Genomic DNA, 21,200 nt, shown 5'->3' on the forward strand with positions numbered 1-21,200 from the left:
GGCCTCGGCCTGTCTGCGCTTTGTTCCTTGTCTCGTTACGATTTCACCACATTTAATCATCAACGAATTTCTAACTCGGGACACTAGTTTAGCAAATCGGCATTCACCGTGGCATGGAAAGATTCCAGAATGCATCAAAAACAGCCGGTGCGGTGGGTCATTGGATGTTGCTTGACCGAACGCAAAAAACCGCGTGCCGGACGGGCGGGAAAGCAACTCTTGCTCCGTTTTCGGCTTTGGGCTAGGCTCTGGAAGCCTGTCGGGTCTTCCCCGCCGGTGCGCTATTGTCGCTCACCGGGGCCGTTTCGGGGGCGGGCCGGCCCTGGAAACGCTGCTTTTGTGCAATATTTTTCGGAGTTTGAGACGATTCACACCATGAACCCATTCGATACGCATACGATTTTCAATCAAGCCAGTCAATTCGGCAATACCAACCTGTTCGCTGTCGATCCGGCGCTGCGCGAGGCGGTGGTGCGCGAGGGCGCGCCGTGGGCAGTCGATGGCTTGCTGGCGCTCGGCGCAACGCTCGGCCGGGCCGAGGTGCTCGACCTGGCGCGCCTGGCTAATGTAAACAAACCCGTCTTGCATAATTTCGACCGCAATGGACGGCGCATCGACGAAGTCGAATTCCATCCATCCTGGCAGCAGTTGATGGCCTTGATGATCGGCGCCGGCGTGCATGCCTCGCCGTGGGAATCGGGCAAGGGCGGCGCACAGGTGGCGCGCGCGGCCCAGTACCTGCTGTTCGGGCAGGTGGAAAACGGCGCGCAATGCCCGGTCACGATGACCTACGCCTCGGTGCCGGCGCTGCGCCAGGCCGGCGCGATCGGGGCCAAGTGGCTGCCCAAGATCTTGTCGCGCCACTACGATCCGCGCTCGCTGCCGATCGAGCAGAAGACCGGTGCGCTGATCGGCATGGGCATGACCGAAAAGCAGGGCGGCACCGACGTGCGGGCCAATACCACGCGCGCGACGGCGATCGAGGCCGGCCAGGCGCAGGCGCGCTTTGGCGAGGAGGGCGTGGACGCCTGGCGCATCGTCGGCCACAAATGGTTTTTCTCGGCACCGCAGTCCGATGCGCACCTGATCCTGGCCCAGACCGACGCTGAAGGCAGCGCCGGCCTGTCGTGCTTCTTCGTGCCGCGCTACCTGCCCGACGGCAGCCGCAATGCGATCCGCGTGCAGCGGCTCAAGGATAAACTGGGCAACCGTTCGAACGCCTCGTCCGAAGTGGAGTTTTGCGACGCCGTCGGCTGGCTGGTGGGCAAAGTCGGGCGCGGCATTCCCACTATCCTGGAGATGGGCGGGCATACCCGGCTCGATTGCGTGCTCGGTAGCGCCGCCATCATGCGCGCGGCGCTCACGCACGCGCTGCACCACGCGCGCGAACGCGCCGCTTTCGGGCGCGCCTTGGCCGAACAGCCGCTGATGCAAAACGTGCTGGCCGACCTGGCGCTGGAATCGGAAGCGGCCACCGTGTTTGCGCTGCGCCTGGCGCGCTGCTTCGACCAGGGCGCCGACCCGGCCCAGGCGCTGCTTGGCCGCATCCTCACGCCGGCCGGCAAATACTGGCTGTGCAAGCGCGGCCCGGCGTTCGGGGCCGAGGCGATGGAAGTCATGGGCGGCAACGGCTATGTGGAAGACGGTCCGCTGGCGCGCCTGTACCGTGAGGCCCCGGTCAATTCGATCTGGGAAGGTTCCGGCAATGTGATGTGCCTGGACCTGCTGCGCGCCTTCGGCAAGACGCCGGCGGCGCGCGCGGCGCTGGCGGGCGAGCTGGCGCTGGCCGGCGCCGCCAATCCGGCGTTTAACGCGTTCAGCGAACGGCTGCTGGCCGAGCTGGAAGGGCCGCAGGGCGACGAATACGGCGCGCGCCGGCTGGCCGAACGGATCGTGATCGCGGTGCAGGCGGCGCTGCTGCTGCGCCATGCGCCGGCGTTTGTCAGCGCCGCCTTCATCGCCTCGCGCGTGGCGGCGGGTGTGGGCGGGGCGTTCGGCCGCTTGCCGGCCGGTGTCGATTGCGCGGCGATCCTGGCGCGAGCGCTGCCGCCTGGCGCTTGAACCGGCGCCTGTACTGACTAAATTGGCGCAAAATGCGGACAAGCGCTCGGTTTGCGAGATAATACGGGCACAAGCCACAACCGGGGACATCGACAAACCTGCTGCGCGGCGTCATTTTCGCTTTGCGATGCTCACCGTACCTTCGTACGGCTGCGCTCCTCGGGCGAAAATGACGCCGCTCGCTACGGTTTTTCGAGGCCCCTGACAACAATGATTGAATCGAACTCCATGAAACAAGATCCGCGCTTCCCCAACCTGTTCATCCTCGATCACCCGCTGATCCAGCATAAGCTGAGCCACATGCGCGAACGCGACACGTCCACGCGCACGTTCCGCGAGCTGCTCAAGGAAATCACGCTGCTGATGGGTTACGAAATCACGCGCGACCTGCCGCTCACCACGCGCCAGATCGAAACCCCGCTGGTGACCATCGACGCCCCCGTCATCGCCGGCAAAAAACTGGCCATCGTGCCGATCCTGCGCGCCGGTATCGGCATGAGTGACGGCCTGCTGGAACTGGTGCCGTCGGCGCGCGTGGGCCACGTCGGCGTGTTCCGCGACCCGGAAACCCACAAGCCGGTCGAGTACCTGGTGCGCCTGCCCGACACCACCGACCGCATCTTCATCCTGTGCGATCCGATGGTCGCCACCGGTAACTCGGCGGTGCACGCCATCGACGTGCTCAAAAAGCGTGGCGTGACCGACGAGCAGATCATCTTCCTGGCCCTGGTGGCCGCGCCCGAAGGCGTGCAGGTGGTGCAGGACGCGCATCCGAACGTCAAGCTGTACGTGGCCTCGCTCGATTCGCACCTGAACGAGCACGCTTACATCGTGCCGGGCCTGGGCGACGCGGGCGACCGCATTTTCGGCACCAAGTAAGCGGCGCGATGGCCACGCTGATCGACCAGGAGTTTTTCGCGCGCCTGCACGCCTTGAACGAGAAGTTCGCGGCCAGCGTGCCGGCCACCCTGGTGCGCCTGGAAGAGCTGCGCGCGCAGTTCGACCCGGCGGCCGCCGACGCGGCCCTGGTCAAGGAGCTCCATCAGAGCCTGCATACCATCGCCGGCTCGGCGGCGACCTTCGGCTTTCGCGTGTTCGGGGCGCAGGCGCGCCAGCTGGAACAACGCTTGCGGGTGCTGATGGCGTTCGAGCTGATCGCGGCGAAGGACTGGAACGACTGGCTGCACGCCCTCGACGAGTACATCGCGTGGGCACGGCTGGACCCCAAGGCGGCCGCTTATCCCGGCTCGCCTGACTGAAAACCGCAAGAAAACCACATAGCTCGTTCTTTTTTGCCAATTGTGCGCGCATGCAAGGTCAAGTGGGCGTATCGTTTGATCTAGCGCAAACTTCGGCGGTCTCGATGTTCTATATTTATCGGACTGCCGCTGCAAACCGGGCGCTGTAAAAGTTGATATTCTGAATTTTTACAGCATGCGGGAAGTTTATTTTGCAGAGAACGTGTTTTTTGTGTTTTATTCGGTATAATGCGGGATCGTTGTGATTCGAGGTAGTTGTGCAGTCTGTCTGTCATTTCTTTCTTGCTTCGTCAAACGATCTAAAACGGGCGTAAGCCCAACTTAACTGAAATAGGAAATTGTAATGGCAACTGGCATCGTAAAATGGTTCAATGATTCGAAGGGTTTTGGCTTTATCACTCCTGATGAAGGCGGCGAAGATCTGTTCGCTCACTTCTCGGCGATTCAGTCGAACGGCTTCAAATCTTTGCAAGAGAACCAGCGCGTCTCTTTCGAAGTAACCGCTGGCCCTAAAGGCAAGCAAGCTTCGAACATTCAGCCAATCTAATCGCTGAGTCAACGACAAAAAATCCTCGGTTTCCGGGGATTTTTTTTGTCGTTCTTTTCGTCGGCCCGCCTCGCGCGGGCCGATGGCGTTATCAAGCCCCGCTGCGCGCGCGCCAGTAATCGGCCTGTGCATAGGTGCGGCGCAGGAAGTCGACGAAGGCGCGAATGCGCAGCGGCAGGTGGCGGCGCTGCGCGAACACCGCGTGGATGTCGTTGCCCGGCGCGGCAAATGGATCGAGCACGGTACACAGTTTGCCCGCTTCGATCTCGGTTCCCACTTCCCACATCGAGCGCCACGCCAGGCCTTTGCCGGCCAGCGCCCAATCGTGCAGCACTTCGCCGTCGTTGCACACCATGTTGCCCGCCACTTTCAAGGTCACCAGCTTGCCGTTGTCGCGGAAGGTCCAGCCACGCTGGCTGCCTTCGCTGCTGATCGCCAGGCAGTTGTGGCGCGCCAGGTCGGCCAGGGTGTCGGGCACGCCATGGCGTTTCAGGTAGGCGGGCGAGGCCACCAGCACGCGCTGGTTGTCGGCCAGCTTGACGCCGACCAGGCTCGAATCGGACAGGCTGGCGATGCGGATCGCCACATCCACGCCTTCGCCGACCACATCGACCACGCGGTCGTTCAGGTTCAGGTTGACCGTCACATCCTGGTGCTCGGCCAAAAAAGACGGGAGCAGGGGCGCCACATGCTGGCGCCCGAAACCGGCCGGCGCCGACACCAGCAGGTGGCCGCTGGCGCGCGCACTGCGTTCGGCCACCGCCGATTCGGCTTCTTCGAGTTCGCCCAGGATGCGCTGGCAGTCTTCCAGGAAGGCCGCGCCTTCATCGGTGAGGGCGAGCTTGCGCGTGGTGCGCTGCAGGAGCTTGACGCCGAGGCGCGCTTCGAGCGCGTCGAGGCGGCGCCCGATCATGGCCGGCGCGATGCCTTCGGCGCGCGCCGCCGCCGACAGGCTGCCGCGCGCGACCACCTCGACGAAAGTGGATATCTGACGGAACTGCCCCACGTGTTACTCCTTTTGTCTGTGACAAAAACGCACAGATGAATGTATTTTTTGTCTCGTTTAGCTACCAGTTAGTGAATATACTGGAAGGCAGACGAAACGCCAATTTGCATTTTTACCTTCTACAGGAGCACGCATGACTATCAATATCCCCGCCGGCATGGAAATCACCGCCGAGATCAAGCCTGGCTACGAGCAGATTCTCACTTCCGAGGCGCTGGCCCTGGTGGCGCGCCTGACGCGCGCGTTCGAGCCGCGCCGCCAGGAGCTGCTGGCCACGCGCGTGGAACGCGCCAAACGCCTCGACGCCGGCGAGCGTCCCGACTTTTTGCCGGAAACCGCGCAGATTCGCGCCGGCGACTGGAAAATCGCGCCGATTCCGCAGGCGCTGGAGTGCCGCCGCGTCGAAATCACCGGCCCGGTCGAGCGCAAGATGGTCATCAACGCCTTCAATTCGGGCGCCGACAGCTACATGACCGACTTCGAAGACTCGAACACGCCGAACTGGGACAACCAGATCACGGGCCAGATCAATATGCGTGACGCCGTACGCCGCACGATTTCGCTCGAACAGAACGGCAAGCTGTACAAGCTCAATGAAAAAATCGCGACCCTGGTCGTGCGTCCGCGCGGCTGGCACCTCGACGAAAAGCATGTGCTGGTCGATGGCAAGCGTATCTCGGGCGGGATTTTCGACTTCGCTCTGTTCATGATCCACAACGCGAAAGAGCAGCTGGCGCGCGGCGCGGGTCCGTATTTTTACCTGCCGAAGATGGAGTCGCACCTCGAGGCGCGCCTGTGGAACGATATTTTTGTCATGACGCAGCAGGAACTGGGCCTGCCGCAGGGAACCATCAAGGCCACGGTGCTGATCGAAACGATCCTGGCCGCGTTCGAGATGGACGAAATCCTGTACGAACTGCGCGAACACAGCGCCGGTTTGAATGCGGGCCGCTGGGACTACATCTTCTCGTGCATCAAAAAATTCAAGCTCGATAAAGACTTCTGCCTGGCCGACCGTCCGAAAGTGACGATGACGTCGCCGTTCATGCGCGCGTATGCCTTGCTGCTGCTGAAAACCTGCCACAAGCGCGGGGCGCCGGCCATCGGCGGCATGGCGGCGCTGATCCCGATCAAGAACGATCCGGAGAAAAACGAGATCGCCATGGGCGGCGTGCGCAATGATAAAGCGCGCGACGCGACCGACGGCTACGACGGCGGCTGGGTTGCGCATCCGGGCCTGGTGGAACTGGCGATGGGCGAATTCAAAAAGGTCCTGGGCGACAAGCCGAACCAGATCGACAAGCAGCGTCCCGATATCGAGGTAACGGCGGCCGAACTGCTGGACTTCAAGCCGGAAGCGCCGATCACGGAAGCGGGCCTGCGCTACAACATCAATGTGGGGATTCATTACCTGGGCAGCTGGCTGGCGGGCAATGGCTGCGTGCCGATTCATAATCTGATGGAAGACGCGGCCACGGCGGAAATCAGCCGTTCGCAGGTATGGCAGTGGATTCGCTCGACCAAGGGTGTGCTCGACGATGGCCGCAAGGTCACCGCCGACATGGTGCGCGCGATGATTCCGGAGGAACTGGCCAAGGTCAAGGAAGTCGCGCCGAACGGGGATAACCCGACCTATGCGCGCGCGGCGGTCATTTTCGAAGAGATGTCGACGTCGGAGTCGTTTGCGGAGTTTTTGACCTTGCCGCTGTATGAAGAAATCTGATCGTTAGCCGGTACCGCTAACCCCTGGATCCGTCGTTCCCGGCCAGGCCGGGAATGACGCAATGACGCAGTGCCGGGCGGCGCGACCGGCTGTGGAAGTCATCACGCCCGCAGCGCCAGCGCTTCGCGCTTGATGATCAATTCCGCAAACTGCTCGGCCGGCATTGCCGGCGCCAGGTACCACCCCTGCAGCAAGTCGCAATGCTGCGCGCGCAGGTAGTCGAGCTGCGCTTGCGTCTCCACCCCTTCCGCCACCACTTCCAGCCGCAGGCTGTGCGCCAGCGCGATAATGCCCGCGATGATGGCTGCGTCGTCCGCGTCGTGCGGCACATCGGCCACGAACGAACGGTCGATCTTGATGATATCGACCGGGAAGCGCTTCAGGTACGAGAGCGACGAGTACCCCGTCCCGAAATCGTCGATCGACAGGCGCACGCCCAGCCCGCGCAGGCGGTGCAGCGCCTTGAGCGTATCCTGCGCGTGCTCCATCAAGGTGCTCTCGGTGATTTCCAGCTCCAGCAAGTCCGGCGCCAAGCCCGACTCCACCAGCACCGCTTCCACCGTATCGGCAAAATTCTTTTGCAGAAGCTGGCGCACCGACAGGTTCACCGCCACCCGCATCGGCGGCAGGCCCTGGTCGATCCACGCCTTGAGCTGCGCGCAGGCGGTGCGCAGGACGAATTGGCCGAGTGGATTGATCAAGCCCGTTTCTTCGGCCAGCGGAATGAATTCGACCGGAGGCACCATGCCGCGGGTCGGGTGCTTCCAGCGCACCAGCGCCTCCATGCCGATGATGCGCTGGTTGTCCAGGCGCGCCTGCGGCTGGTAAAACACTTCGAGCTCGTTGCGTTCCAGCGCGCGCCGCAAGTCGCTCTCCAACCGCACATGCTCCGAAATCGCCTGTTCCATCGACGCTTCGTAGAACTGGAAACCGGTGTTGGTCTTCTTGGCGCGGTACATGGCGCTGTCGGCGCGCTTGACCAGGGTCGGCACATCGAGCCCGTCGAACGGATACATGGCGATGCCGACGCTGCTGGTGACAAAAATATCGTGGCCGTCGATCTGGAACGGCGCGGCCAGCACGCGGCCGATGGCCTGGGCGGCGGCGGCCGCCGGCGCCGGGCCGTCGACATCGCCCAGCACCACCGTGAATTCGTCGCCGCCCAGGCGCGCCACCATGTCGATGCTGCGCACCGCGCGCCGGATGCGCTGCGCCACCGCCACCAGCAGGCGGTCGCCGACGTCGTGCCCGAGGTTGTCGTTGACGTACTTGAAGCGGTCCAGGTCCAGGAACAGCACTGCCAGCTGGGTCTTGCCGACGCGGGCCTGGTCGACCGCCTGGCCGAGCAGGTCGAAGAACAGGGTGCGGTTCGGCAGCCCGGTCAGCAGGTCGTTGAAGGCCAGGTGGCGGATGCGCTTTTCGGCGCGGTTCGCTTCGATGATGCGGCGCACGCGCTGCGACAAGACGGCGTAATGAATCGGCTTGGGAATATAGTCGCTGGCGCCGGCCGCAAAGGCCCGCTCGACCGAGGAATTGTCTTCCAGGGCGGTGATCATCAGCACTGGAATGCTGCTGCCGCCGGGCAGTTCCTGCATCCGCGCGCAGGCGGTAAAGCCATCCATCACCGGCATCACGGCGTCCATCAGCACCACGTCGGGCTGGAAGCGCTTGAGCATCGTCAAAGCCTGGGCGCCGTCGACCGCTTCTTCGACTTTGAAGCCATCGCGCTGCAAGGTGTAGCGCAAGGTGCTGCGGGTGCTGCGGTCGTCGTCGACGATGAGCACTTGCGGCACATCGTCGGCGCCTCCCTGGCCGGCCGGGTCGTCGCCCGTGACTTCCAGCGCGAGCGCACCGGCAACCGCATTGTAGGCCACGCGCAGGCGCGGGAGCAGCGGCACGATCAGTTCCGGCCGGCCGGCAATGGCGTGTTCTTCGGCTTCCTTGGCCAGTTGCGCCAGGTGGGTCGCGCCCAGGTTGCCCGAGGAGCCTTTGATGGCATGCGCCTTGGCGCGCGCGGTATCAAAGTCGCCGCCATGGGCCGCCGTTTCCAGGTCGAGCAGGTAGTGCGGCGTGTCTTCGAGGAAGGGGCTGATCGCCTGGGCCAGCGACGGCCCCATGATCTCGCGCAGCTTGACGAACATGGCCTGGTCGATCGGGCTGTCGCCGGTCTCCGGCACGTACTTTGCGCTGTCGCCATTGTCGCCACCGCGCACGGCGCTGCGCGACTCTTCACCGCGCGGCAGCCAGCGATCGAGCTTCTGGCGCAGTTCGAACAGGGTGATCGGCTTGGCCAGGTAGTCGTCCATGCCGGCGGCCAGGCATTTTTCGGCGTCGCCGCGCTGGGTGTTGGCGGTCATGGCGACCAACGGAGTGCGCCGCCCGCTGCCTTGCTCGAAGGCGCGGATATGCGCGGTCGCTTCGTAGCCGTCCATTTCGGGCATGCTGCAATCCATCAGGATCAGGTCGAAATTGCCGCTGCGCGCCGCCTCCAGCGCTTCGCGCCCGTTGGCGGCAAATTCGCAGGCGCAGCCGTTCATGGCCAGCATGCCGGCGGCGACCATCTGGTTGGTGCGGTTGTCTTCGGCCACCAGGATGCGGAACGAGGTGCGCGGCGGCGCGGCCAGGGCGCTGGCGATCGCCATGGCCGGCGCTTTGGCCCCGGCCAGCAAGTCCTTCAGGGCCTGCAGCAGGCGCTCTTCGCGCAGCGGCTTGCCGAGCGACGGGTGGCCGTCAACCAGGGTGCCGCCCGAGGGCGTGCCGAAGCGGTCGAGGATCAGCACCAGGGTGCCGGGCGACTCGGCGGCAATTTTGCCGGCCAGGTCGTTGCCGTCGTCGTCGCGGGCGTCGATGTCCATCATGACGATGCGGTACGGGCGCGCCTCGGCGGCGCCGACCTTAAGCTGCAGCAGCGCTTCGCCGCCCCAGCGCGTGGCGTGGCAGTCGATGCCGTGGCGTTGCATGGTCTGGGCCACGAAGCTGCGCACGATCTGGCTGTCGTCGACGACGATCACGCGCAGGCCCGCCAGTTCGAGGTGGGCCGGCTCGGGCAGCTCGCGCAGCGCGGCCTTGCACACGATGTTGAAGGCGAAGGCGGTGCCGTCGCCAAGCGCGCTGTCGACCGTGATGGCGCCTCCCATCAGTTCGACCAGCTGCTTGCAGATCGCCAGGCCCAGGCCGGTGCCGCCGTACTTGCGGGTGGTCGATGGGTCGGCCTGGGCGAAGGACTGGAACAGGTGCTGCTGCTGGTCGGCGCTCATGCCGATGCCGGTGTCGCGCACTTCGAAGCGCAGGCCGCAGTGTGGCGCGTCGGGCGGGCCGTCGGCAAGCGCAATGCTGACCGCCACTTCGCCATGCTCGGTGAACTTGACCGCGTTGCCGAGCAGGTTGATGAGCACCTGGCGCAGGCGCAGCGAGTCGCCATTGACGCATTGCGGCACGCCCGGCGCCAGCAGGTAACCGAGTTCGACATCGCGTACCTGCGCCTGCTTGGCCACCAGTTCGATGACTTCTTCGAGCAGTTTGCGCAGGTCGAAGTCGACTTCTTCGAGCGAGAGCTTGCCCGCTTCCATCTTGGAAAAGTCGAGGATATTGTTAATCAGTTCGATCAGGGTGCGCGAGGAATTCCAGGCCACGTCGACGCATTCGGCCTGGCGCTTGTTCAGGCTCATTTCCTTGAGCATGTCGAGCATGCCGACCACGCCATTGAGCGGGGTGCGCACTTCGTGGCTGACGGTGGCGGCAAACTGCGCCTTCACCAGCGCCATGCTGACGGCGGCGTCGCGCGAGTCTTTCAGTTCCGCTTCGCGCTGTTCGAGCACGTTCATCATCTTGTTGAAGGCGAGCGCCATGTCGATCAGGTCGCGCGGGCCGGCCGGTTCGGCGCGCATGCCCGATTCGCCCGCTTCGGCGCGCCGCATCAGGCGCGACAGGGCGTTGAGCGGGTTGATCATGTGGCGCGTGAGCAGGCGCACCACCGCCAGCAGGATGGCGGCGAACGACAAGGTGACGACCAGGTTTCCGACCAGGAGCGAGAGCGTCAGGCGGTTCAAGGTGTCCTTGGCGATGGCCACGTGCACGTGCCCGAGCAGTTGCCTGGGTGGCTCCTGCAGGTCGAACGGCGAGGCGATGCCCTGGCCGCCGAACACCGGCGCGGTGAAGCGCCAGGCTTGCCCGGTTTCGCTGGCGAGGCGCGCTTGGGTGGTGGGCGGGACCGGCTTGAAGTCGGCTGCGGCCGCGGCCGCGGGCGCGGCGCCAGGCTGGCTTTTCGAGAGCAGCACGACGCCGCGCGTATCGCTGATTTGTACGCTCAGCACGTCGGGGAAGGTGAGGGTGGTGGCAACGACGTCCTGGGCGTTTTCGGGCGAGTGGTACAGCAGCGCGAGGGTGCTCTGGCGCGCCAGGTTCTCGGCGATGCGTTCGCCCTGTTCCAGGAAATACTCGCGCATGCGGGTGCGCGCTTCCCAGGAATTCATCAGGGAGGAAAACAGCGCCAGGCCGACAATGGCGGCGGAAACGATGACGGTCAGTTGACGGCGGAACCCGGTGCGGCGAAGGAAGTCATGGAACATCTACTCAGGGCTCCGGATAGATAAGGTCGAAAGTGCGCTGCTGCTGCTGGCCGATGGTCAGGCCCATGTGGCTGGCGGTACGCAGGTTGATGGCGGTGTGCAGTTCGCGCAGCGGCTGCACGCCTTTTTTGAGTTCACCCGCGATTGCGCCCTCGGCGGAACTGGCCAGCGAGCGGCCCAGCTCCACGTTGTTGGGGCTCATGGCGAACAGCGCGCCCTTTTTCACGTGCAGCACATTGCTGGAAAAGATAGGCACGCCGCTGTCCCAGGCTTGCTTGAGGATCAGCGGCAGCAGGGTGCCTTCTTCGACGGTGGTGCTGTCGTGCGGCAGCCAGACGGCGTCGCGCCGGCTGTCGGCCCCCGCAAACTGCGCCATGTAGACCTGGGCCGCCTGGGCCAGGTCGCGCGCTTCGTACGACACCAGTTCCAGCCCCTGGTCGCGCGCCGCCTCGCGCGCGATGCGCAGCAGCCATTCGGTTTTTTTGGGATCGTAGACCACGATCACGCGTTTGATCTCGGGCAGCAGCGCGCGCAGGCGGGTAAACAGCAGCGCCGGATCGGGCGTGAGGCTGATGCCGTTCAGGTTGACGATTTCGGCGTCCGACAGCAGCAGGGCGCCGCCGACCAGGACGACGATGTCGCGATCGAGCGCCGCCGCCGCGTTCAGGCCCTGGCGCCCGAGCGCGATGACGACCCGGGCGCCGCTGCGTTTGAGCTGTGCGTTGAGTTCAAGCGCATCGAAGCGGGCGTCCACCGCATAGCTGCGCACGCGCAGGCGGGTGCGCTCTTCGATCCCCTGGATCATGCCGATGAAGGCGCTGCGAAACGGTTCGGACACATTCGGATAGAGCACCGCGATGGTTCCCTTGCCGACCGAGGCTTGCAGGTCGGGGCGGCGCAGCTGGTCTTCCAGCTGGGAGGGCGTCATCGGCTTCATATCGTATTGATCGCCGCTGTCGTAGCGCTCGAGCAGGCCGGCCGCTGCCGCCGATTCGGCCGCCATCCCGGGCGCGAGGTCGTCGGCGAGGGCGCGCGCCGCCGGCGCCATCGACAGCAGTAAAGACAGCAGTAAAGACAGCAGTAAAGACAGCAGAGCGGGCACGCAGCGCGCCGCGCACGGCCAGCGGCAGGCGCTGAAAAAGAGAGTAGTCATTGCGTACAGCGGGGACGCCTGGTCCGGTTAATTTGCAAGCAGCCACGCATGTGGGCAGACACCAGTCAGCAGTATACGTTACCGAAGTAGCTCGAAAGAAAGAATTTTGGCGATTCGATTAAAATTCCCGTTCAGGGTATCGGGAGCGCAATGGGCAGGTAGGCCCGGCAGCCGGAGCGGCAAGCGTCGCCTGCGTGCGACGCCAGGCGCCGCTAAAAGGTGTTTTTCCAGGTGCGCAGGGCGGCGAAGGCGGCGCCGGGTGGGGCGTGCGGGTCGAGTTTACCGAGGGCCAGGAGGTTGGCGACGATGCCGGGCTGCTCGTCGCGCAGGAAAGGATTGGTGGCTTTTTCCAGCCCGATGGTCGAGGGCAGGGTGGGGACGCCACGCGCGCGTTTGGCGGTTTCGGCGGCGATGCGCTCGGCGATGAGGTCGTTGGCCGGCTCGGCGGCGGCGGCGAAACGCAGGTTGGCGAGCGTATATTCGTGCGCGCAATACACGGCGGTGTCGCTTGGCAAGACCAGAAAGCGGGCCAGCGAGGCGCGCATTTGCGCGGGCGTGCCTTCGAACAAGCGCCCGCAGCCGCCGGCGAACAGGGTGTCGCCGCAAAACAGCCAGTGCCCGGCGGCCTGTTCGCGCAGGAAGGCGATGTGGCCCAGGGTGTGGCCGGGCACGGACAGCACGCGCAGGGCCAGCGCCAGGCCGGGCACGTCGACCAGGTCGCCATCGTCGAGCGGCACGGTGACCGTGGCGATGGCTTCGGCGCGCGGGCCGTACACGGGAATTGAGGCGGAAGCGTGCGCGAGCAGGTCCGGTACGCCGCCAATGTGGTCAGCATGGTGATGGGTGAGTAAAATGGCGGTGAGCGTGAGATGATGCGCGGCCAGGGCCGCGATGACGGGCGCGGCGTCGCCGGGGTCGACCACGGCGGCGTGGACGCCATCATGGATCAGCCACAGGTAATTGTCCTTGAAAGCGGGAACGGCGAGCACGCTCAAGGGGCGTGGCGTCGGATTGGTCATAGTGAAGGTGTCGGCAAAGGGGTAGGCATGGATAGCGCGGCATCCGAAAAGTCCATTATAGCGCTCGACGGCTGGCTGCAGACGCCGGCGGGCGCGTACGTGCGCGCGTGGGAGCAGGCTTGCCTGGACCAGCTGACGGCCGATATTTTCGGCTACAACGCCGTGCAGATCGGCTTGCCGCAGATCGATGCGCTGGCGGCCAACCGCATGCCCAACAAGTGGCAGGCCGCCACCCGCACCTCGTCGCGCGAGCAGGTGGCGCTGGGGTCGGGCAAGCGCCAGATCGCGGTGGCGCTCGATTTTGCCGAGTTGCCATTCGCTTCGCAAAGCCTGGACCTGGTGGTGATGCCGCACGTGCTCGAATTCGCGGCCGAGCCGCACCAGGTGCTGCGCGAGGTCGAGCGGGTGCTCATTCCCGAAGGCCAGTTGATTATTTGCGGCTTCAATCCGGCCAGCTTGTGGGGGCTGCGCCAGGGTTTGCGGCGGGTGACGCGCTCGCCTTACCTGCCGGTGGCGGGGGAATTCATTTCTATGCCGCGTATGAAAGACTGGTTAAAATTGCTGAACCTGGGCGTGAGCCGCAGCCATTTTGGTTGCTATGCGCCGCCTTGCCGCACCGCGCAATGGCTGGAGCGCTATGCGTTCATGGAGCCGGCCGGGCAGCGCTGGTGGCCGTATCTGGGCGCGGTGTACATGGTGCATGCGATCAAGCGGGTCAAGGGCATGACCATGATCGGTCCGGTCTGGAACAAAAAATCGGCATCGGCCGCGCAAGCGGTGCCGGCCACCAATCGGAAGTAAAGACAGAGAAAGCCAGGATGAGTAAAGTAGAGATTTTTACGGATGGTGCGTGCAAGGGCAATCCGGGTACCGGCGGCTGGGGCGCCTTGCTGGTGGCCGATGGCCACGAGAAGGAAATCTGCGGCGGCGAATTGAACACCACCAATAATCGCATGGAGTTGCGCGCCGTGATCGAGGCGCTGAGCATCCTCACGCGGCCGTGCGAAGTGGTGTTGCACACCGACAGCCAGTATGTCCAGAAGGGCATTTCGGAATGGATCCACGGCTGGAAGGCGCGCGGCTGGAAAACCGCGGCGAAGGAGCCGGTCAAGAACGAAGACCTGTGGAAGGCGCTCGACCTGGCCCAGGCGCAGCACGCGGTGGAGTGGAAGTGGGTGCGCGGACACAATGGGCATCCGGGCAACGAGCGCGCCGATGTGCTGGCCAACCGCGGCGTGGAGACGGTGCGCCGCTGAGCGGGCCACGGCGGGGGGCGCGTGCGCTTTTGCTATACTGCGCGCCTTGTTTCATTTCATTTCCAGACTGCCATGCGCCAAATTGTCCTCGATACCGAAACCACCGGCCTGAATCCTCGCACGGGCGACCGCGTCATCGAGGTGGGCTGCGTCGAACTGCATAATCGTATGCTGACGGGGAATAACTTCCACCGTTACATCAACCCGGAGCGCGATTCGGAAGAGGGCGCGCTGGCGGTGCACGGCCTGACCACGGAATTCTTGCGCGACAAGCCCAAGTTCGCCGAGATCGCCCAGGAATTGCGCGAGTACATCCAGGGCGCCGAAGTCATCATCCATAACGCGCCCTTCGATCTGGGGTTCTTGAACAACGAGTTCAAGTTGCTCGGGCTGCCGACCTTCACCGAGCATTGCAGCGGGGTGATCGATACCTTGGTCAACGCCAAGGAAATGCATCCAGGCAAGCGCAACTCGCTCGATGCGCTGTGCGACCGTTATGGCGTGTCGAACGCGCACCGCAAGCTGCACGGGGCCTTGCTCGATGCCGAGTTGCTGGCCGATGTGTACCTGTCCATGACGCGCGGGCAGAACAGCCTGTCGATGGATGTCGAGGAAGCGGCGGGCGAGGGCGGCGGCTTGCTCGAGGCGGTGGCGCTGGCCGAGGTGATCGTGCTGGCCGCCAGCGCGGACGAGCTGGCCGAGCACGAGAGCGTGTTGGGCGGGCTGGATAAAGCGGTCAAGGGAAACTGTATTTGGAGAAATTACGCAGAAGCGTGACGTTTTGCGAAACGTATGTCATAATACGCCCCGCTTCGGGAGGTTAGCTCAGGGGTAGAGCACTGCATTCACACTGCAGGGGTCGCAAGTTCGAAACTTGCACTTCCCACCATTATTTTTCCTTTAAAATCAACGCTTTACAGCGATCTGATGTGGTTTGACCAGGAATTTGGGGCAAATTTGGGGCGTTCTCAAAATTTGAACTCATCGTCAGGTCTATTCTTTTCCTTTCTGTTTTTTCTGTAAGTCAGCAATGATGTGCGTTCGATGTCATGCGGCGACGCGCCCGTACATCCTGAGTAACCGCTCACGCTTGTCGTCATTCAATCCAGACCTGATCCATTTGCCGTACGTTTCGGTAATCATCGTCGTGTCGGTGTGACCCATTTGAGACGCGATGTACAGCGGCAATTCTCCAGGCATCAACAGGCTCGAAGCGAAAGTCTGGCGTGTTTGATAGGGATTCCGGTACCGCACTCCCGCCTGCTTGAGAATGCGACGCCAGCGGCGATGAATCGGTTTGTCGCCGGCCCACTGCATTCCGTAATTCGGATTGTGAAAGACAAGATTCTTCCTATTTCCGGTGAATGCTGCTTGCGCCTGAAGCGCTTCCATCGCGCCCCTGCGCATGTCGATTTGTCTTAGCCCGGCGTCCGTCTTGGCCGTATCCCTGGCCTCTCCATCAACGAATGCGGCTTCTACGGAAATGCATACTTCGTCAAAACTGACTGCAGGCCATGCTAGAGCTATATATTCCGACGGACGCATGCCGGTGGCGAATGCGCATTGAAACACGTTGTGCTCTTGCGGGCGATCGCTCGCGGAAAGAGCGCTTCCTGGCTCGAAGCCCGCCAGAACGAGTTGCTGGCGCTCGAGTACTACCATGTCGTGTTCACCCTGCCGGCACCGGTCGCCGCGCTCGCGTGGTACAATAAGGCGCTGCTCTATCGCCTGCTGTTCGAGACGGCGGCGCAGACGCTGTGCACCATCGCCGCCGATCCCAAGCACCTGGGCGCCCGCATCGGTGCCACGCTGGTGCTGCATACATGGGGATCGGCACTGACCCACCATCCCCATGTGCACGGAATCGTCCCCGGCGGCGGCCTGTCGCCGGACGGTTCACGCTGGATTGCCTGCAGGCGCGGATTCTTCCTGCCAGTACGGGTGCTCTCGCGTTTGTTCCGGGGACGCTTCCTGGATGCGCTGGCTGCGGCCCACAACGCCGGCCAGATCCGCTTGTTCGGCGAGTATGCCGCGTTGGCGCAATCGAGCGCCTTCGCGCGTTGGCTGGCGCCGCTGCGGCACTGCGAGTGGGTGGTCTATGCCAAGCGCCCGTTCGCCGGACCCGAGGCGGTACTGGCCTGCCTGTCGCGCTACACGCACCGGGTTGCCATCTCAAACCGGCGCCTGGTCGCCATGGACGAACGTGGCGTGACGTTTCGCTGGAAGGACTATCGCACCAAGGACGCGATGCGCAAGACGATGACGCTCGACGTTGGCGAGTTCATGCGCCGCTTCCTGCTGCATGTGTTGCCCACAGGTTTCCACCGGATCCGCCACTACGGGATCTTTGCCAACGCCGGACGCAAGGCCAACCTGGCGCTGGCGCGCGCACTGCTGCATGTGCCGACGCCGGTGGCAGCAGCGCAGATTGCCGAGCCAATTGCGCCAACGTTCATCTGTCGGCATTGTGGCGCGCCGATGGCGATCACAGCTATCTTCTTGCCGATCCATCCGATTCCAGCACCACCACGACATCAAGGCGCTCCGCCATGAACCACGTCGCGCCCCCAATTTGCCAGCGCCCAGGCCGTCGGTCATGGCCGACGTGGGTTTGCTTTGCCTTCGGCACCATAACAACTAACACGCAAGAGACCGAACCTGGTTCCGGCGTTCATATCGCGATCGCTAAACGCCTCGCCGGCGCCATCGACACCCGATCGGCCGCCTCAACCGACAGCCATCCGATCACCGGCACCATTCAAATCGCCATAGCCGGTGGCACAGGTTGACGACAACGACACATCCCGCGGTTTCCTCCATCGCGGCTTGCCCAACGCCGGCCGGAGACGCTTGCGTGCATCCGTTCGGGCCTGTGACGGCGGCCGGCATCGGACAACCCTTAACGATAGCGGCCGTCCGCAAACCGCCCAGCGTTCACCGAGGCTCCGGCACGCCACGTTCCCAGGCATTCCCTCCACCCGTGTTTACTAGACAACGCTAAACTTCACGCAAATCAAGAAAGTTGATTGAAGGCTAGTACATTCCCTAGTATAAATTTGCTTTGTTGAAATGCGAAACTCACCGGCATGCACATGATCCACCGCCGTTTAGTAAATCTGCAAAATTCTAGTTGCATTTCGCTTCGTGCACGCCGCGCGCAACGCAATTGACGGTCTGCCAGGCCCGAGACAGTGTCGCGCTGGTTTCGCATCGAGCTTCAAGGTGGGTTCCGTTCCCGGTCGAGGCATCGAGTGGGATGGCAGACCCGCTTCGCCTTGCGGTGCGGGAGGCTGCGCCCGGTTGACGGACGCCTGACACTTGCTGCCGCTATAAAAGAAAGCCCGATACAGGGCACGATCAGGAGACCAACATGACTTCAAGAACCCATCACGCTTTCCGCCCGCGCTGCCGCGTCACGCCCATCGCCATGGCCGTCGGCCTCGCGTTGCTCTCGCTGTCGAGCGCCCACGCGCAAAACGCGCCGGCCGCCCAGCCTGCCCAGCCGCCCGCAGGGCAGCCGACTGCGGCACCAACGCCGGTCGCGGCAACACCAGCCGAGCAGGCCGCCGGCGCCGCCCCGACCAAAGTCGTGGTCACCGGTTTTCGCTACGCGATCGAGAAAAGCCTCGACCAGAAGCGCGAAGCCAATTCGATCGTCGAGGTCGTGACTGCCGAAGACGTCGGTAAATTCCCGGACAAGAACGTGGCCGACGCCCTGCAGCGCGTGCCCGGTGTCGTCGTCACCCGCAGCGGCGGCGAAGGCAAGAACGTCAGCGTGCGCGGCCTGTCGTCCGACCTGACCCTGACCCAGTTGAATGGCAACTACGTCGCCACCGCCGAATCGAACGGCGATCCGTCGCGTTCGTTCAACTACATGCTGATGCCGTCGAATATGCTCTCCAGCGCCGAGTTGTACAAGACGTCCGAAGCGCGCTTCGACGAAGGCGGCATCGGCGGCACGGTGATCCTGCGCACGCGCCGTCCGCTGGACGTCAAGTCGGGCTCCGGCTTCGTCAACGCCGAGGGCACCTGGGCCGACACCACCAAAAAGACCGACCCCCAGTTCTCCGGCCAGTACGCCTGGCACGACGAGAGCAACCGCATCGGCATGTTGGTCGGCTACACCCAGCAAAAGCGTACCACGCGCACGATGGGCGCCAGCACCGAGAACTGGCAGTGGTATGCCGACAGCTACAAGACGCAGCCGCCGGTCGGCGCGGACGGCAAGCCATCGAACCTCAATTCGTTCTGGTGGGGCCAGTCGGGCTTCTACGACCAGTCGGGCAAGTACTACAGCAAATTCGCGATGCCGACCTCGGTCAACCTGGACGTGCGTACCACCGAGCGCGAGCGCAAGGGCGGGCAGCTGACCCTGCAGTTCAAGCCGCTGCGCAACCTCAACATGACGGCCAACTACTTCCGCTTCGACCTGCAGCAAAATTCCCAGCTGAACCAGCTGAAGGTCCCGGAATGGAATATCGCTCGCTACGACGGCGACGGCAACTGGCCGGGCGGACGCCTGCTCGACGGCCTGAGCTTCGACCCGAGCGGCACCATCGTCACCGGCGCGCAGTACAGCGCGCATCCGGGCAAAAAGTATTACTGCAACAGCGCGCAGGCCGGCGCGGGCGGCCTGGCCAATACCGGCGGCTTCGGCCCCGACGACTGCACCGTCCCGACACCGCAGATCACCGGCGGCTACAGCCGCGAGCGCGCGCTCTCGCAGACCGCCGACCTCGACATAGAATGGAAGGGCACATCGATCGACGCCACCTTCAAGGGCGGCCGCACCTGGGCCAAAGGCGGTCCGGAACTGCAGTTCGGCATGCCGATCAAGCCGCGCATGCAAAATGCGGACAGCAGCTGGGTACTCGGCAACACCGCGACCTCGTGGGACGTGTCGGGCACGCCGTCCATGACCTTCGCGCCGCAACTGATGCAAAACCTGCGCAACGGCATCGGCGAGATCGACCTGGGCTCGACCTCGTCGTCGTGGACCCGCAACAGCACCAAGCAGGACTACGCCCAGGCCGACCTGACCTGGCATGCCGACAGCAACTGGCTCGACTCGGTCCAGTTCGGTGCCAAGTACCGTGACGGCGGCACCAGCCGCAGCACCGGCAACAACTACTGGGCCTGCAAGGGGCTCGACGCCGGCCAGTACGACAACCGCTACCAGAACGGCTGCGATGCGACGGCCAACAAGTTCCGTCCCGAATTCCTGTACGGCGAGTCGCTGGGCAACCTGACGGGCGGCCTCAAGGCCAGCGCCTTCCCAGCCATTAACTACCCGGCCTACATCTCGCACCTGAACCAGACCTATGGCCAGATGCAGACCCGTAACGAAGACAATTTCATCTACAACGTGAATGAAAAGATCATGTCGGCGTACCTGCAGGCGAACTTCAAGACCGATCGCCTGCGCGGCAACCTGGGCTTGCGCGTGGTGCGCACCCGGCAGCACGCCGATTCGACCGACAAGGTCGACTACTACAACGACTATTTCTTCGACGGTCCGGACGGCACGCCGGCACCTTGCCGCGCGGGTGGCCTGCCGGCCGCCGGCGCGCCCGCCGGTTCGGGCTGCACCAGCGGCTTCACGGTCGTACCGGACAGCCAGACCAATCCGGCCACCGGCCACGTCTCGACCTATGTGGTCAGCTCGCTCGAACGCAAGTACACCGACGTGCTGCCGAGCCTGAACGTCGCCTACGACCTCAGCGACACCCTGCTGCTGCGCGGAGCGGCCTCGAAGGTGGTGGCGCGTCCGAGCTACAACGACATCGGTGCGCCAGGCGCGCTGAACTACTACGGCCAGGAATACGTCAACGACCGCCGCCTGATCGGCGGAGGCGACCGCCAGGGCTGGTTCGGGGAGGGCAGCAACAAGGATCTCGAACCGTACCAGGCCACCCAGTACGACCTGGGCGTGGAGTGGTATTTCCACCGCGGCTCGGTGCTCGGCGCCGGCGTGTTCCGCAAGAACGTCCAGAACTTCGCGGTGCCTGTGGTGCGCGACGTCAACCTGAACATCGGCGGCGAATCGATCGCGGTGCAGAATTACGCCACCAGCGCCGGCGGACGCGACGCGGTATCGAAAGGTGTCGAGCTGTACGCCCAGCACACCTTCCGCAACGGCGTCGGCTTCCAGGTCAACTACACGTACAACAAGACCAACCAGGCCGCCATCACCCTGGCCGACGGCACCGAGATCGGCACCTCGCCGCTGGTGGGCAGCGCCAAGAACCAGGCCAACGTGACCCTGTTCTACTCGACCGACAAGCTGATGCTGCGTGCGTCGTACAATCGCCGCGGCCAGGTGGTCAACGGCCTGATGAACGGCTTGAACGTGTATGAAGAGCCGTTCAGCCAGGTCGACCTGAATGCGGCGTATAACTTCACGCCGGAACTGAGCCTGACCGCGTCGATCCTGAACGCGACCGCGGAAGAATCGCGTTCCTACCTGGGCAGCGACACCAAGGCGCGCTTCTACGCCAACAGCTACGCCGGCCGCGTGGCGTATGTTGGCTTGAACTATAAGTTCTGAGTCCGCATCCACCCTCGCCGCGCCATCGGCGCGGCGAGGGTGTTCTTTTTTCGGGACCGGT

15 protein-coding genes, 1 tRNA gene and 1 pseudogene are annotated in these 21,200 nt (G+C 63.9%); 12 read left to right on the forward strand and 5 right to left on the reverse strand.

The features are described 5' to 3' along the window. Positions 1-375 precede the first annotated feature (375 nt). The 4 genes from F0185_RS03325 (at position 376) to F0185_RS03340 (ending at position 3,867) form a co-directional block, all read left to right on the forward strand. Positions 376-2,061, forward strand: coding sequence for an isovaleryl-CoA dehydrogenase (locus tag F0185_RS03325; RefSeq protein ID WP_167221584.1), 1,686 nt, complete (start codon positions 376-378; stop codon positions 2,059-2,061). A gap of 228 nt (positions 2,062-2,289) precedes the next feature. Then, on the forward strand, positions 2,290-2,940 hold the full coding sequence (upp, locus tag F0185_RS03330) for a uracil phosphoribosyltransferase (protein WP_166884987.1): 651 nt from the start codon (positions 2,290-2,292) through the stop codon (positions 2,938-2,940). A gap of 8 nt (positions 2,941-2,948) precedes the next feature. Next, complete coding sequence (locus F0185_RS03335; RefSeq protein ID WP_167221586.1) at positions 2,949-3,320, forward strand: Hpt domain-containing protein; 372 nt, start codon at positions 2,949-2,951, stop codon at positions 3,318-3,320. 343 nt (positions 3,321-3,663) lie between these two features. Next, positions 3,664-3,867: a cold-shock protein gene (locus F0185_RS03340; RefSeq protein ID WP_010398811.1), complete on the forward strand. Its 204-nt coding sequence runs from the start codon at positions 3,664-3,666 to the stop codon at positions 3,865-3,867. Between the two features lie 91 nt (positions 3,868-3,958). Here the strand turns inward: F0185_RS03340 and F0185_RS03345 are convergent, their stop codons facing one another. After that, positions 3,959-4,873, reverse strand: a complete 915-nt coding sequence (locus tag F0185_RS03345) for a LysR family transcriptional regulator (RefSeq protein WP_167221588.1) — start codon at positions 4,871-4,873, stop codon at positions 3,959-3,961. A gap of 133 nt (positions 4,874-5,006) precedes the next feature. On the opposite strand from F0185_RS03345, the gene aceB reads away from it, so the two are divergent. After that, the gene (gene aceB, locus F0185_RS03350; RefSeq protein WP_167221590.1) at positions 5,007-6,596 is read left to right on the forward strand and encodes a malate synthase A; all 1,590 of its coding nucleotides are present in this window, start codon (positions 5,007-5,009) and stop codon (positions 6,594-6,596) included. 101 nt (positions 6,597-6,697) lie between these two features. Here aceB and F0185_RS03355 read toward each other — a convergent pair whose 3' ends face one another. From F0185_RS03355 to gloB, 3 genes are all read right to left on the reverse strand, one after another. After that, entirely contained in the window at positions 6,698-11,164 is a 4,467-nt protein-coding gene (locus F0185_RS03355; RefSeq protein WP_167221592.1) for an EAL domain-containing protein, read from the reverse strand. Between the two features lie 4 nt (positions 11,165-11,168). Further along, positions 11,169-12,317, reverse strand: a complete 1,149-nt coding sequence (locus tag F0185_RS03360) for an ABC transporter substrate binding protein (RefSeq protein WP_229476713.1) — start codon at positions 12,315-12,317, stop codon at positions 11,169-11,171. A 212-nt stretch (positions 12,318-12,529) separates the two neighbouring features. Further along, positions 12,530-13,336: a hydroxyacylglutathione hydrolase gene (gene gloB, locus F0185_RS03365; RefSeq protein ID WP_167221594.1), complete on the reverse strand. Its 807-nt coding sequence runs from the start codon at positions 13,334-13,336 to the stop codon at positions 12,530-12,532. A 27-nt stretch (positions 13,337-13,363) separates the two neighbouring features. On the opposite strand from gloB, the gene F0185_RS03370 reads away from it, so the two are divergent. From F0185_RS03370 to F0185_RS03385, 4 genes are all read left to right on the forward strand, one after another. Then, positions 13,364-14,137 (forward strand): class I SAM-dependent methyltransferase, encoded by a 774-nt coding sequence (locus F0185_RS03370; RefSeq protein ID WP_167221596.1) that lies wholly within the window; start codon positions 13,364-13,366, stop codon positions 14,135-14,137. 17 nt (positions 14,138-14,154) lie between these two features. Then, entirely contained in the window at positions 14,155-14,592 is a 438-nt protein-coding gene (gene rnhA / locus F0185_RS03375) for a ribonuclease HI (RefSeq protein ID WP_099879445.1), read from the forward strand. 72 nt (positions 14,593-14,664) lie between these two features. Continuing rightward, on the forward strand, positions 14,665-15,369 hold the full coding sequence (gene dnaQ / locus F0185_RS03380; protein ID WP_167221598.1) for a DNA polymerase III subunit epsilon: 705 nt from the start codon (positions 14,665-14,667) through the stop codon (positions 15,367-15,369). Between the two features lie 37 nt (positions 15,370-15,406). Further along, positions 15,407-15,481, forward strand: a tRNA-Val gene (locus F0185_RS03385). A 158-nt stretch (positions 15,482-15,639) separates the two neighbouring features. Here F0185_RS03385 and F0185_RS03390 read toward each other — a convergent pair. Next, complete coding sequence (locus tag F0185_RS03390) at positions 15,640-16,164, reverse strand: site-specific integrase (RefSeq protein ID WP_167221600.1); 525 nt, start codon at positions 16,162-16,164, stop codon at positions 15,640-15,642. A gap of 24 nt (positions 16,165-16,188) precedes the next feature. Between F0185_RS03390 and F0185_RS03395 the strand changes: the two are divergent. The 3 genes and pseudogenes from F0185_RS03395 to F0185_RS03405 form a co-directional block, all read left to right on the forward strand. Then, positions 16,189-17,145 (forward strand): annotated as a pseudogene (locus F0185_RS03395) (IS91 family transposase); the annotation flags it as partial. Next, entirely contained in the window at positions 17,142-17,381 is a 240-nt protein-coding gene (locus tag F0185_RS03400) for a hypothetical protein (protein WP_167221602.1), read from the forward strand. The pseudogene F0185_RS03395 and the gene F0185_RS03400, both read left to right, overlap by 4 nt. Positions 17,382-17,962: 581 nt before the next feature. Then, the gene (locus tag F0185_RS03405) at positions 17,963-21,139 is read left to right on the forward strand and encodes a TonB-dependent receptor (RefSeq protein WP_223164439.1); all 3,177 of its coding nucleotides are present in this window, start codon (positions 17,963-17,965) and stop codon (positions 21,137-21,139) included. Positions 21,140-21,200: the final 61 nt, after the last annotated feature.

This window comes from Massilia rubra (genome assembly GCF_011682065.1).
Taxonomy (GTDB): domain Bacteria; phylum Pseudomonadota; class Gammaproteobacteria; order Burkholderiales; family Burkholderiaceae_D; genus Telluria_A; species Telluria_A rubra.